This window comes from Brevibacillus ruminantium, from assembly GCF_023746555.1.
Classification (GTDB): domain Bacteria; phylum Bacillota; class Bacilli; order Brevibacillales; family Brevibacillaceae; genus Brevibacillus; species Brevibacillus ruminantium.
Genome location: NZ_CP098755.1, coordinates 180,054 through 193,559, shown reverse-complemented (window position 1 = coordinate 193,559; position 13,506 = coordinate 180,054). Strand labels below are relative to the sequence as shown.

The window sequence follows — 13,506 nt, the reverse complement described above, 5'->3', positions numbered from 1 at the left end:
AGGCATCTCTTTGAACATCATTCGCAAAAATCCGGACACTGTAGCACCTCCGATTGGATCGTATTCACATCTCTCCATCTTGCCAAGAGACGCAGAACTGCTCGTTTTGTCCGGGCAGGTGGGAGCCGACTTGAATGGTGAGATTCCCGATTCGGTGGAAGACCAATTTCGCAATGCCTTGCAGAATATCACCCGCATCTTAAGCAGTGAAGGCGTAACAGCAGATGGGATTTTCAAAATAAATATCTGGTTTACCGAATCTCTTGATCGGGATCAATTCGTCTCCATTTGGAATGAATTTCATGGTGGCAATCCGCCCGCTACGACTTTGGCGTACGTATCCGCATTGGCTCAGCCATCCCTGAAGGTTGAAGTGGAGGCGTGGGCAGCCCGGAAGTAAGGCGGCGACAAGCTGCCTGTTCTCTCGTCAGCTATTTTACACTGGGGGGAATTTCGTGAAAACGGAACAGTGGCTCGCCTCTTTTGTTGTCTCCGTTTTTTTGACAGTTAGCGTTGTCCTGTCGATTTTGTCTGGTCAAACAGGGCCATCTTCTGACCTTAATAGACATGATGTTGGGAATACTCGGATTACATCTGTTTCTTATCCGTTTCCCATTGAACACGTAGATAAGGATGGCGACCTTGTGTTCGTCACCCTCGAAGGGATAACACAGGGTACGGAGATGAACGACCTGATTCCAGAGGTTGTGAGGACAATCAATAGATTCGGCGGGCTTGCTGCCTCAAAGCAGATCATCGAATTTCCCGATGCGGAAGGCAATGTTGTCATGAGAATACCAGAAGAGCTTATCTTAAAAGACGGTGAAAAACTGCATCACACCGGAAATAACGAAGAAGCACTCCAGTCCATCTCTCATGAAGTGTTAGTGAACATGATTCATTTCCACGATGAGAAGGTAAAGGAATGGAAAGCTGCCCAAAATATGAGCAAACTCATCCTCTCTGACAATAAGGAGTGGCCCAAGTCGAGGGTTCGAAATGGTGTGGAAGGATAACCTTAGTGGATGAACAGCAACAAAGGCTTCGCCGACAATCCTGGCGAAGCCTTTGTTTATAGTTTGTTTATAGTATAAATAGGGCGCAGGGGCGACCCTAAAAGTCGTCCCCTTTATCCACAAATTCAGCGCCTCCGATCAGGCCTTTTCCTCCCATGTAACATCTCTTTCCTTTAGGGCGATACCACTTTTATGTAAGTTACGTTTTTTACATTGATGACAATGTCATCATATTGGAGCCACCCGTCGTTTTGATTGGCAATCATCTGTATGATTTCTTCAGGCTCAGAGGTCCGCAGAGAAATCGTGTCTCCTCCATTGAAATGAAATACCACTTTCTTTTCTTCCAGCATCAGTCATCATCCTCCCTTTTTGCCATAATTCGACAAAAGGGAGATGTTTCCTCTTTTTCCGGCTGCTTGGTCTGATCCGCTATCTGTTCCCAGCGAAAACAGCTTTAGCGGGACCGATACGCCTCCTCCAGAATACGCAGGTAATCAGTAGCCGTGATCGCCCTGACATTACTTGGTGTAGAGCCGTTTGCCACCGCCAGCTCCACGATCCGCGGAAAATCCTCTTCGCGTACACCCGGCAAATCGCTCAGTGCAGGGATGCCCAGACCTTTCGTAAAGTCTGCGATTCCCTCGATCAGCTTTGCCACCGCCAGCTCGTCGGTATCCGAGTCCCTGGCAAACCCCATCGTCCGCGAAAGAGTGGCGTGCATAGGCTTATTTTCAGCAGCATTGAACCGAAGCACATGAGGTAAAAAGACCGAATTGGCTACGCCGTGCGGAGTGTCGTAAAGACCGCCGAGTGCCTCTGCGAGACAATGCACAGCCGCCACATCCGCAGAGCCGAAGCAAAGACCGGCCAGCATGCTGCCCCCCAGCATGGAGTAGCGTGCCGCTTCGTTTTGTCCATCCGCGTAGGCAGCGGGCAGCGCAGAGACTATGGTTTGCATCGCTTTTGCCCCAAGTGCTTGCGAAATCGGATTCGTCACCTTGCAGGTATACCCCTCGATGGCATGCACCAAAGCGTCAACACCGGTAGCAGCCGTGACAGCAGGCGGCACACTGTAGGTCAGGGCGGGGTCAAGCACTGCCAGCACGGGGCGAAGACTGGCGTGCTTCAGCGTCATTTTTCTATGTGTAGACGACTCCGTAATGACAGCAGAGCGGGTGACTTCCGATCCCGTACCGGCTGTCGTAGGCACACAGATGATCGGGGCTATGTTCTGATAGGGCAATTGTCCGTCTGCGTAATCGGCTGGCATGCCGCCATTGGGCCCGCACAGCGCGATTGTTTTTCCCGTGTCCATGGCACTTCCTCCTCCGATGGCTACCACCATCTCGGCGCCAGCCTCGCGGAATTGGGCTGCTCCTGCCAGGCATTCCGTATCGCGTGGATTTTGACTGAGGGACGAGAAGAGCGTTACGGTATATCCTGCTTCCACCAGAGCATTCTGGATCGGTTCGACCAGTCCTGCCCGAATCACGCCCGGGTCACTGACCAGCAAGATGGACGAGCCTGCTTGCATGGAACGCAGGTATTCGGGCAACTGAAGAGCCTTGCCTACTCCCATTTCGATACGTGTAGAACAATAATAGCTGTATGAAATCACGATCTTTTCCTCCCCGTTTCTCCTACATGTTTTGATACCATGATACAAGCCGGGGAGATTGCCTTCCACATAAAATTCGAAATATTGTATATCACATGACAAGTAAAGTCACGAGGGGTATCTCCCTTCTTCTTTGTTCAACTGGTAAAAACGTAGGGGATCAGCGTTGCACCCTCTCATGATTTGCTAGCTACGTGGTACAGACTATCACTTAGATCAATCCCAGCAAAAAAAATAGACGTTCTTTTATGAAACGTCTATAATATAATATTACAGACCGGAGATGCTGGAACATCCACCGGCCTATGTTTTTAGTTTCTTTTATGACACGATTTGATCTTTCGTGAGTTTTCACGAAGATCTTTTTTTTATTTGGATATTTATACGGACCATAGTTTGCGTATTACTGCTTAATCACTTCTGTATGTTGGTAATTAGTTGGGACAGTAATCGATCCAATATATCTATCTCGAACAATTGTATCTTTGTTTGGATATACCTTTGCCCGCCAGTCAGCATAAACTTCATATACTTCACCAACCGCCCAAACTACCACCAAGTATTCTCCCGGTTGTTTGAATGTGGCATCTACTGCCTGCCCTTTTTTAATCTCATGAGTGGTACTCTTAGTATATTGATATCCAAGTTCGGTTTTCACCAAACTGATTGGAAACTCCACGTCACCTTTAAAACTGTGTTTACTATCTACGGTTTCTGATACATTTCGCGTATATTGCGCCTTCACTTCAACACCAGGAGCAACCGTAACATATTCCTTATGAAGTGAATAGAATCTTTTATCGTCTTTATAGTACTCCGTATAGCCAGAACCTTTTACATAGCCATCCCTATAATAGGATATACCTGTATCTAAGGGTTGAATTTCATGTGAAAATTCCTGACTGTAAGATCCTACTTCCCTGTCACTGTGTTCATCTTCACTCGCATTAGTATAGGTTGTAAAATTCCCAGCAGCATGTGTAATTGAATAAACATTTGATGCAACTAACGCCATTGTTAATGCCAAGATAGGAACCATCTTTTTTCTCTTCATCATTCTTATTCCTCCCACAATTAGTAAGTATTTATTTCATAGCTTTTAGCTATAAAACCAATTAAATGTTATTTTCGATATATTTAATAAATTCAGGTAAAAATTCAGAGTTTATTATTTGTTTATTTGAAACTTTGGAGTTATCGCCAATCAATACAATGCTTACATTTAGCTCTTTTCCGGAAAAATTATAGATACCCACAGTGGTATTTGGATAAATTTCACTATATCCTTTTGTAATACCGCTATCCTCATTTATCGCATTGTAAAAATTTGGTGAATAATATAATGCATTTTTCCATTGAAATTTTTCTTCTATTCCCGGTGAAAGCCCCACCATAACAACAATTCCTTTGCTCTCATTTTTATATACCAAGGTCTTGTTGTTGCCTTCAAAAAAGCTGTGGTCTAATTCTGAACTGTCCGTAAATGTAGGGACAAGATTGGTAATAGCCCAATCTTCAGTTATTTCAATATAGCCATCTAATGTAAAATTAGTTTTTATACCGAGGTATTTCTTGTTGAATTTTTCAATGTCTATAACTGTTGAATTACTACTTACGTTATTACTCTGACAGGATATTAGCAAAAGTAAAAGAGATAAAAATATTAGTAATTTAAAGTTGAACTTCTTCCTATTTTCCATTAAAATCACCTGCTCCTAATTTTTATAAGGTATACCTATTAAGTGCGAATTGATAGTAGTTATATGCCAGACTTAAGTAACCACCCTGATCAAGCTACCATTTGGTAATAAATAAGGAAAATCAGATGACGTAACTGGCTGCAAAAATCTTAAAGCATGAGTTACAAAACCTCTTTGGCAATAATACCATACCTTGTAAATTTTACAATATTTTTTAATAAAAGTGATTTATTTACATAATATACCGAATAAACTAAATATTCAATCTGTAGCATCGCCAATAAGCTGTTCTGCCTTTTTTCTCTCTCATTACTTATTCCATTCGTAAATCAACCGCAAGCCCCTGATCCACCACGTCTACAGGCTTCTTGATATATGTCTCGCACATCCGTTTAATCGTCAGGTTAATCGGTGTAAATCCGATGTTCCTTTTCCCCTCTAAAAGAAGCAGAAACAGGATTAAATCCCCCACTCTGAGCATAAGGACTTACAAAGGAGGGCAGTGGAGCAGAATCAACATGATGAGATAAAGGGGGATGCAGGAATGCCTGAAGTGCTGTTCAAAGTGGATCTGACCAAACCGATGGAGGAGCAGGAGCTGCCTGGTCACAACCGGTGGCACCCGGATATTCCGGCTGTGGCTGCGGTCAATCCAGGGTCGGTTTTTCGCGTGGAATGCAAAGACTGGACAGATGGACAGGTGCAAAACAATGACGACCCGAGCGATATCCGCGATGTGAATCTCAAGCGTGTCCATGTCCTGAGCGGACCGTTTTGGGTAAACGGCGCGGAACCGGGCGATTTGCTTGTGGTTGACATTCTCGATATCGGGCCGCTGCAAGGAGCGGAGTGGGGCTTCAACGGCATTTTTGCCCGTGAAAACGGAGGCGGTTTCCTCACCGAACACTACCCCGAAGCAGCCAAGTCGATTTGGGATATCCACGGGATCTTTACCACCTCCCGCCACATCCCCGGGGTCAGATTTGCCGGAATTACCCACCCGGGGCTGATCGGTGTCGCGCCGTCCCATGATTTGCTGTCCACCTGGAACAGACGGGAACGGGAGTTGTATGCCACTGACCCCAACCGGGTGCCTGAGCTGGCCGCCATGCCCGATCCAAACAGCACGGTTCTCGGATCTTTGACAGGCGCCGAATATGAACGGGTGGCGGCAGAAGGTGCGCGAACTGTTCCTCCTCGGGAAAACGGCGGAAACTGCGACATCAAAAACCTCTCCAAAGGCTCCCGCATCTATTTCCCCGTCTTCGTCAAAGGGGCGAAGCTGTCGATGGGAGACATTCACTTTTCACAGGGAGACGGCGAGATTTCCTTCTGCGGCGGCATCGAAATGGCCGGCTTTATCGATCTTCATGTCGATATCATCAAAGGCGGCATGGCCAAATACGGTATCATCGACAATCCTGTCTTCAAACCCGGTCCAGTGGAGCCGCGCTATTCGGAATTCCTTGTCTTTGAAGGCATTTCCGTCGACGAATTTACAGGCAAACAGCACTACCTCGATGCTCATCTCGCGTATCGCCGCGCCTGCCTGAATGCGATCGAATATCTGAAAACGTTAGGCTACACAGGCGAGCAGGCCTACATGCTGCTCTCTACGGCCCCTGTCGAGGGACGGATCGGCGGCATTGTCGACATCCCCAATGCCTGCTGTACGCTTGCAATTCCGACGGCCATCTTTGATCGTGACATCACACCGAGATAACATGCCGCATTACATGTTAGGAGAGGATACAGCTATGCCTACCTACCAGTTCACTTGTGAAACCTGCGGAGTCTTTGACCTCTACCGCAGCATGGCTCATGCAGGAGACCTCAGTCATTGCCCCGAGTGTCAAAAACCGGCCGTGCGGGTCTACTCACCTGTGGGTCTGATTACTTCATCCAAAGCGCTCCGGACCCGCGTGGAACAGAGCTCCGTTCCCAAAGTCGTGAAGAAAGAGACCAGTGGGGCCACCGGGGAGGGGCGGGCAGCTCAGCCTTCCCACGGGGACGCCTGCCGTTCGCATAGCCACAGTCACGCAGGCCGGGCCTCCAGCCGTCCCCATGCCCCTCATCGGCCTTGGCAGGTCGGACATTAATCCACTTAGCTTAGCCCAAAAAATCTATCTCTCGCAGATAGTCCCCTCTCCATCGATTGGTCAGAGGGGATATTTCTCTATTTGCAATCCCTAAAATTTGCAAATCGTGAATTTCTTTTGCAGGAAAACAACTTTCTCTTTACCTGCCTCTGCCGGTTTGGTATTGTACATTATCAAATACGCCGGGATTGGAGTGGTGAATACAAATGATTTCCATCAGGCCAGCCCTTGTCCAAGACGTCCACGCTATCTGCCGTCTGGACGCCATGCTCCTGGGAAGCACCTCCCGATCAGCCAACCTTCACAGATGGATTGCTCAGGGAGAATGCCATGTGGTTACCCAAGGCCATCAGGTATGTGCTTATGCCGTTATGAACCAGTCCTTTTTCGGGCAAAGCCTGGTCGTTCTTCTGATGGTCGACCCCCGCAACCAAAAACAAGGGATCGGCCGTGCCCTGCTCACCTATCTGGAGTCGATCTGCCCGACCGAAAAGCTGTTTGTCTCCACGAATCTGACAAACAAGCGGATGCAGAGGCTCTTGCTCACTGCGGGATACACACCCTGTGGAATGATCGACGCGCTTGATCCCGGTGACCCGGAACTCTTCTATTACAAAAAGCCGCCGCATCACTAGTGTAATGCACCCGCTCCCCCGACAAAAAAAGCCGGAACATCGCAGAATAGCAGCTCTGACTTTCTTTTCTCTCCCGTTACTGATTCCGTTCGTAGATCAACCGCAAACCCTTGAGCGTCAGCCCTTGATCCACCACGTCGATACACTCTGCCTCGTATCCGATCAGCGGAGCCAGTCCGCCTGTTGCCACCACGATCGGGTCGGTGCCATTCTCTGTCTTGATCCGGCGCACGATGCCTTCTACCTGGCCGACGAAGCCGTAGAAGATCCCGGATTGCATCGCGGAAATCGTATTGCGTCCTACCACGGATGGCGGCTTCGCGATTTCAATGCGCGGCAGCTTGTCCGCCCGGTTGACCAGAGCTTCCGTCGAAATTCCGATGCCGGGAGCAATCGCCCCTCCCCAGTACTGCCCTCGCTCGTCCACGTAACAAAAGGTTGTGGCCGTACCGAAGTCCACGACGATTAGCGGCGTTCCGTACTCGTGGATGGCGGCGACCGCATTGACGATCCGGTCAGAGCCGACCTCGCGCGGATACTCGCATTTGATGTTCAGACCGGTCTTGACGCCGGGACCGACCACCAAAGGCTTCTGCCTGATGTATTTTTCGCACATCCGTTCAATCGTCAGGTTAATCGGCGGCACAACAGAGGAGATACTGATCCCTTCCACCTCTCCAAGCGACAAGCCCACGCTGTCGAAGAGATTTCGGACGAGCATGCCGTACTCATCCTCCGTCTTGTTCCGGTCCGTCGCTACGCGCCAATGATGCCGCAGCGTTTCCCCCTCATACAGACCCAGCACCATGTTGGAGTTTCCAATATCCATCACCAGCAGCATCAGACTTCTCCTATCGCTTCCGGGTATTCAAATCAAGACTGATATCCAGCGCTTTCACCGAATGGGTCAGCGCACCGACTGAGATCACGTCTACGCCCGTCTGTGCAATCCCGCTGATGGTCTCCAGTGTGACGCCGCCGGAGGCTTCTACGACCGCGCGTCCACCGATCAACGCCACTGCCTCTGTCATCATTGCCAGAGACATATTGTCCAGCATGATGATATCGGCACCGGCATCCAGCGCCTCCTGCACCTGCTCATGCGATTCGGCCTCGACCTCGATTTTCATCGTGTGCGGGATCGCTGCACGAGCTGCCGCGACCGCTTGGGCGATTCCGCCTGCTCCCTTGATGTGATTGTCTTTGATCATCACGGCATCGTAAAGCGCATAGCGGTGATTGTGCCCGCCGCCGATCCGCACTGCGTATTTCTCCAGCATCCGCAGGCCGGGCGTGGTTTTGCGCGTGTCGACCACCCGTGCTTTGGTGCCCGCCACCGCAGCTGCGTATTCGTGGGTCCGGGTTGCAATCCCGGAGAGGCGCTGCAGCAGATTGAGCGCCAGCCGCTCCCCGCTCAGAATCGAGCGAACCGAACCGCTCACTTCCGCAATCTGATCGCCTTTTTCCACTTTGGCTCCTTCTGCTACTCGGCGGGTAAACGAAAGGGACGGATCGACGGTCGCAAATACTTCTTCTGCCACCGGAAGACCGGCGATAATCCCCGCTTCCTTCGCGTAGAGAATCCCCACGCCCTCTTCGGTCTCCGGGATGGTGCTCATCGTCGTCACGTCTCCGAAGCCAATATCCTCGTGCAGCCATTCTTCAATTTTTCGTTGCAGCTCCCGCTTATTCCACATCGTATCGGTCACTCTCCTCACGTACGCCCTCGTCTATTGACTGAATAATATGCTTGCGCCAAATCAAATCGTCTTTGTTCGGAAAATCAATGCGGTAATGCCCGCCGCGGCTCTCCTCCCGCAAAAGCGCCGCCCGTGTCGTCAATACTGCCGTATTGAGCAAATTGAGAAATTCAAAAGACTCCATCTCCTGAAGCTCATAGCTGTAAAACCGCTGCATGCGCTCCAGCTCTTCCAGTGCTTTGCGCAAGCCCTTTTCCTGCCTTTTCACACCGACGTGGCGCAGCATCAGCTTTTGCAGCTTCACTCTCTGCTCCCGGGTGTTGACCGGCCGATGTACGCGCTTGTCTTCGTTCGCCTGCAGGGGACGAACCTCGGACATAGGCGGAAGCTCCGCGATGCGCTTGACGATGCGGTGACCAAAGACGACCGCCTCGGACAGGGAATTGCTCGCCAGACGGTTGGCTCCATGCACGCCGGTGCAGGAGACCTCTCCGCAGGCAAACAGCCGCTTGGTGGTGGTCTCCCCGTTCAGATCAGTCTGGACCCCGCCCATAATATAGTGGCAGGCAGGGGCGACTGGTATCCAGTCCGTCACCATATCCAGGCCGTACTGGAGACAAAATTGGTAAATGGTCGGAAAGCGATGCTTGATCAGCTCCTCCGACTCATGGGTAATATCGAGGTAAACGTAAGCCGCATGTGTCCTCTCCATCTCGGAAACGATGGCCCGGGCCACGATGTCGCGGGGAGCCAGCTCCTTTTGCGGATGGTACTTTTCCATGAAGCGCTCGCCGCTCGTGTTTCGCAGGATCGCGCCTTCCCCGCGAACGGCCTCGGAAATCAGGAAGCGCGGCGCCCCCGGATAATACAGCGCGGTCGGGTGAAACTGGATAAACTCCACGTCCTTGATCCGCGCCCCGGCCCGGTAAGCGAGCGCGATCCCGTCTGCAGTCGCGATCTCCGGGTTGGTCGTGTAGCGGTAGAGCTGGCCTGCTCCCCCTGTCGCCAGCACGGTTGCATGGGCTTGCAGGAAAAAGCGCTCTCCGTCCGGCTTCATGACGATCACGCCGACACATTCGCCATCCTGCGTCACAACGTCGATGACAAAGTGGTTTTCCAGCACGGTGATATTGGACTTCTCCCGCACGCGCTCGGACAAGGCCCGGACGATTTCCGCTCCGGTGGCATCACCGTGCGCATGCAAAATACGGCGCTTGCTGTGAGCGCCTTCCTTGGTCAGTTCATATCGCCCCTGGGCATCTCGATCAAACTCGGTTCCGTAGGCGATCAGTTCTTTCAGCCGCTCCGGCCCTTCATGGACCAGCACCTCGACAGCCTCGTACGAGCAGAGGCCTGCCCCTGCAATCAGTGTGTCCTGACGGTGCAGGGCAGGCGAGTCGGACTTGGCCGTGACGGCGGCGATCCCCCCTTGCGCCCAGCGCGTATTACTGTCATCCAATCCTTTTTTGCTGATCAATACCACGTCGGCTTGCTCGCTGGCTTGCAAGGCCGTATACAGACCGGCAATCCCGGCACCAATGACAGCCACCTCTGTTTTCAGCCGGGGTAACGCTTCCAAATCAAAGTCTGTGATATAGCGGGGGATCATACCCTTTGTCCCTTCTCTCTGCCGATTTCTATTTCATGTCCCACCCATTATAGCAAATCCCTGTAAGGAGCAAAATGAGTTCACATGTCGAGTCGAGAGTGCGGACGATCCGCTCCCGAAGACCCTGGTTACGCCCGAGTATTTTCCATCGCAGGTATGTGAATCTCTTTCACACAAGACGCCGGGGATAGGTGGATGACACATTTCACCAATGACACGATATCCTGCAGCGGGATCTGGCTGCCCTGGTATGCAGCAATCACTTTCTCCGGGCCGGCTTCGTAAGGAACTTGGGTGGCAATTGCGCCAGGGTTGATGCAGGTCACACTGATGCCAAACTTTTTGACGAAGGCCCGAAGAGAATGGGCAATCCCGCGCAAACCAAATTTGGATGCGGCAAACGTCACCTGGGCAAAGCCTGTATTCTCCAGACCTGCTGTGGAACCGATCAGGATGATTTTAGCGTGCTTCGCTTTCTTGAGATTGGGCAGCAATTTCTGGATGCAGGTGATCGTCGAAGTCAGATTCACTTGCAGAATTTCTGCAATTTCACTTGGATCGTCTTGTTCAAAGTCATAGCCGACCACAAATCCCTTGCTCTCCCAGATGCCCACATTGTAGATCAAGACGTCAATATCCTCCCCCTGCAATGCATCTGCGATCGTGAGGCTGGCGGTATTCGTGGACAAATCCGCCTCGATCCAGAGCCTTTCCACACCATCCGCTCTCTCCAGGGTTTCCGGACGGCTTCTGGAGACGATCCATACGCGATCCCCCGCTTCCGGCAGTCCTTTCACAAATGCGTCACCCAAGCCTTTGCTTCCGCCAAAGATCAGAAATTTCTTCACGCCGCATTCCTCCTTCTTTTTCCATTTATTATATTCTATTTTAAAACTTTGTCAATATTTATGTATGTAATGTAAGAAAATCGAAAAGCCCCTCCTGCAAGCGAAAAAAATCTCGCCTGGGAAGGGCTTTCTCTTTGCTCAATGCTATCGGTGCGACGCTGCGCCCATTGATGCACAATCCGAGCAGGTGCCGTACACCTCGAATTTATGTCCGGTTACCTCAAAGTCTTTCGGGATCGCCGACATGATGTTCATCGGACATCCGGGGAGGGACGAGGTCTTGCCGCATTCGGTACAGATGACATGGTGATGGTGATGACCGTCTGCCGAACAGGCCAGCCTAAATTTCCCCTCTCCATCCAGCTCTGTTTCTTCCAGGATGCCTAATTCTACAAATGTGGAGATGTTGCGATAAACCGTGTCAAAGCTGAGATTGGGGTAGTCGATCTTGATCCGCTCCATGATATCCTTGGCTGACAGGTACCGTTTTTCCGCCGCACAAATGCGGATCAGCTTTTCCCGTTTCCCTGTATATTTATATCCCTTGTCCTTCAATATCTGCAACGCTTCTTCTACCTTCATCGTTCATGCTCCTTCCCGCCATCATCGCATGCTAGCGCAAAGCTGCTTTGATTTTTTTCATCCCCAGAACCAGCAACAAGATAAACACTGCTACCAAGACTATTGTACCACCGGAAGCCCAGTCCAGCAGGTAGGCAAAATAAAGCCCGCTGAGCACAGAGATTTCCGCAAAGAGAATCGCATAAAGTATGGTTTGCCGAAAGCTTTTGGCAATCTGCAGGCTGGCGGCTACCGGCAGGGTAATCAGCGCCGAGATCAGCAGCACGCCGACAATCCGCATCGATGCCGCAATTGTCAGAGCCACCAGAATCATGAACCACAGATTGATCGAGCGGCGAGCCACACCGGAGACGCGGGCAAACTCCTCGTCAAAGGAAACCGCAAACAGCTCTTTGTAAATCAGAAATACCGTCCCCAGTACAACCGCGGCCACGCCCAACAGTGCGTAGAGATCATCTTTGCTCACGGTCACGATCTTCCCGAAAAGATACGAATACAAGTCTGTATTAAAGCCCTTGGCAATACTGATCAGAACGGTAAACAGGCCCAGTCCCGTGGAGAGAATAATAGGAATTGCCAAATCCTGGTACGATTTGTATACCTTGCGCAGCCGCTCAATAAACAGCGAGCCGACGACAGAAAACAGCATGCCGAAAAAGAGCGGATTGACGGCTTGAAAAAGCGCCACCTTTTTGGATAACAGCATCCCCGCCGCTACACCGGAAAGAGTCACATGCGAGAGGCCATCCGCCATCATCGACAGGCGGCGTACGATCAAAAAGGTCCCCAGAATGGGACAGATTAGGCCAATAATGATGCCGGAAAACAACGTATATCGTAAAAAGTCATACTGCCACCAGTCAGCCAGCATGGTTATACTCCTTCTTTCCGTTCCATAGATCAGTGATGGTGAGCCAGCATTTTGATGGAATCACCGTACATATCCTGCAGGATTTTTTCGTGGTTATGTGTAAAGTCATGAGCCGTCCCGTGGAAGTGAAGCTTTCGCTGCAGGCAGGCCACTTTGTTGACCCACTGCGTCATCACGCCTACATCATGGCTGACAATCATCATCGTCATGCCGCTGTCCTCTTTTAGCGAGCGCAGCAGCTCGTAAAATTGTTCGATCGATTCCTGATCGACACCAACCGTCGGCTCATCGAGAATCAACAGCTCCGGCTCCGCTACCAATGCCCGCGCGATAAAGACCCGTTGAAGCTGTCCTCCCGACAGATTGCCGATCCGCTCATCCAGCTTTTCCGTAAGTCCGACGCGCTCCACCACATCTTTTACTTGCTGGTGATGCTTACCGTTCAGGCGGCGGAACAGCCCCACCTTGCCGACAAGCCCGGAGGCGACTACTTCCCTGACTGTAGCGGGAAATCCACCCGCACCATGCGCTACCTGCTGGGCGACATAGCCGATTTTACTCCAGTCGCGGAACTTGGTCAAAGGCTGTCCGAACAGCTCGACCGTCCCCTTGGTCGCAGGCAGCAGCCCTAAGAGCAGCTTCATCAACGTCGATTTGCCCGAGCCATTCGGTCCCACAATCCCGACGAAATCGCCTCGGTCCAAACAGAAATTGATGTCTTCCAGCACTGTTTTCTGTTCATATTGAAAGAATACCGAGGTGAGCTTCACGACAGTATCCGTTTGATGTGTCCGTTCCATGACGCCATCCTTCTTCCTTCAAATC

16 protein-coding genes are annotated in these 13,506 nt (G+C 50.9%); 5 read left to right on the top strand and 11 right to left on the bottom strand.

The window, feature by feature from the left end; genetic code table 11:
• The first annotated feature begins 10 nt into the window (after window positions 1-10).
• Together NDK47_RS00990 and NDK47_RS00985 are read left to right on the top strand one after the other, a co-directional pair.
• Window positions 11-400, top strand: coding sequence for a RidA family protein (locus tag NDK47_RS00990; RefSeq protein ID WP_251873049.1), 390 nt, complete (start codon window positions 11-13; stop codon window positions 398-400).
• A 55-nt stretch (window positions 401-455) separates the two neighbouring features.
• Window positions 456-1,016 carry a hypothetical protein gene (locus tag NDK47_RS00985; RefSeq protein WP_251873048.1) on the top strand — a complete coding sequence of 187 codons (561 nt, stop codon included), beginning with the start codon at window positions 456-458 and terminating at the stop codon, window positions 1,014-1,016.
• 173 nt (window positions 1,017-1,189) lie between these two features.
• On the opposite strand, the gene NDK47_RS00980 is transcribed toward NDK47_RS00985, so the two are convergent.
• The 4 genes from NDK47_RS00980 to NDK47_RS00965 all read right to left on the bottom strand — a co-directional run bounded on the left by NDK47_RS00980 (window position 1,190) and on the right by NDK47_RS00965 (window position 4,337).
• Window positions 1,190-1,369, bottom strand: a complete 180-nt coding sequence (locus NDK47_RS00980; RefSeq protein ID WP_251873047.1) for a hypothetical protein — start codon at window positions 1,367-1,369, stop codon at window positions 1,190-1,192.
• A gap of 104 nt (window positions 1,370-1,473) precedes the next feature.
• Window positions 1,474-2,637, bottom strand: coding sequence for an iron-containing alcohol dehydrogenase (locus NDK47_RS00975; protein WP_251873046.1), 1,164 nt, complete (start codon window positions 2,635-2,637; stop codon window positions 1,474-1,476).
• Between the two features lie 403 nt (window positions 2,638-3,040).
• Window positions 3,041-3,694, bottom strand: coding sequence for a hypothetical protein (locus tag NDK47_RS00970; RefSeq protein WP_251873045.1), 654 nt, complete (start codon window positions 3,692-3,694; stop codon window positions 3,041-3,043).
• 58 nt (window positions 3,695-3,752) lie between these two features.
• Window positions 3,753-4,337, bottom strand: coding sequence for a hypothetical protein (locus NDK47_RS00965; protein ID WP_251873044.1), 585 nt, complete (start codon window positions 4,335-4,337; stop codon window positions 3,753-3,755).
• 544 nt (window positions 4,338-4,881) lie between these two features.
• Here NDK47_RS00965 and fmdA point away from each other — a divergent pair.
• The 3 genes from fmdA to NDK47_RS00950 all read left to right on the top strand — a co-directional run bounded on the left by fmdA (window position 4,882) and on the right by NDK47_RS00950 (window position 7,071).
• Window positions 4,882-6,060, top strand: a complete 1,179-nt coding sequence (gene fmdA / locus NDK47_RS00960; RefSeq protein WP_251873043.1) for a formamidase — start codon at window positions 4,882-4,884, stop codon at window positions 6,058-6,060.
• A 34-nt stretch (window positions 6,061-6,094) separates the two neighbouring features.
• Window positions 6,095-6,436 carry an FmdB family zinc ribbon protein gene (locus NDK47_RS00955; protein ID WP_251873042.1) on the top strand — a complete coding sequence of 114 codons (342 nt, stop codon included), beginning with the start codon at window positions 6,095-6,097 and terminating at the stop codon, window positions 6,434-6,436.
• 206 nt (window positions 6,437-6,642) lie between these two features.
• Complete coding sequence (locus NDK47_RS00950; RefSeq protein WP_251873041.1) at window positions 6,643-7,071, top strand: GNAT family N-acetyltransferase; 429 nt, start codon at window positions 6,643-6,645, stop codon at window positions 7,069-7,071.
• 76 nt (window positions 7,072-7,147) lie between these two features.
• Here NDK47_RS00950 and NDK47_RS00945 read toward each other — a convergent pair whose 3' ends face one another.
• The 7 genes from NDK47_RS00945 to NDK47_RS00915 all read right to left on the bottom strand — a co-directional run bounded on the left by NDK47_RS00945 (window position 7,148) and on the right by NDK47_RS00915 (window position 13,481).
• Window positions 7,148-7,912: a type III pantothenate kinase gene (locus NDK47_RS00945; RefSeq protein WP_251873040.1), complete on the bottom strand. Its 765-nt coding sequence runs from the start codon at window positions 7,910-7,912 to the stop codon at window positions 7,148-7,150.
• Window positions 7,913-7,922: 10 nt separating this feature from the next.
• Entirely contained in the window at window positions 7,923-8,768 is an 846-nt protein-coding gene (gene nadC, locus NDK47_RS00940; RefSeq protein ID WP_251873039.1) for a carboxylating nicotinate-nucleotide diphosphorylase, read from the bottom strand.
• Window positions 8,758-10,380, bottom strand: a complete 1,623-nt coding sequence (nadB, locus tag NDK47_RS00935; protein WP_251873038.1) for an L-aspartate oxidase — start codon at window positions 10,378-10,380, stop codon at window positions 8,758-8,760. The genes nadC and nadB overlap by 11 nt, the downstream gene beginning before the upstream one ends.
• 128 nt (window positions 10,381-10,508) lie before the next feature.
• On the bottom strand, window positions 10,509-11,228 hold the full coding sequence (locus NDK47_RS00930) for an SDR family NAD(P)-dependent oxidoreductase (RefSeq protein ID WP_251873037.1): 720 nt from the start codon (window positions 11,226-11,228) through the stop codon (window positions 10,509-10,511).
• A gap of 144 nt (window positions 11,229-11,372) precedes the next feature.
• The gene (locus NDK47_RS00925) at window positions 11,373-11,810 is read right to left on the bottom strand and encodes a Fur family transcriptional regulator (RefSeq protein ID WP_251873036.1); all 438 of its coding nucleotides are present in this window, start codon (window positions 11,808-11,810) and stop codon (window positions 11,373-11,375) included.
• Between the two features lie 31 nt (window positions 11,811-11,841).
• A complete protein-coding gene (locus NDK47_RS00920) occupies window positions 11,842-12,681 on the bottom strand; it encodes a metal ABC transporter permease (protein WP_251873035.1) in 840 nt (279 codons plus the stop codon).
• Window positions 12,682-12,710: 29 nt separating this feature from the next.
• Window positions 12,711-13,481 (bottom strand): metal ABC transporter ATP-binding protein, encoded by a 771-nt coding sequence (locus NDK47_RS00915; protein ID WP_251873034.1) that lies wholly within the window; start codon window positions 13,479-13,481, stop codon window positions 12,711-12,713.
• Window positions 13,482-13,506: the final 25 nt, after the last annotated feature.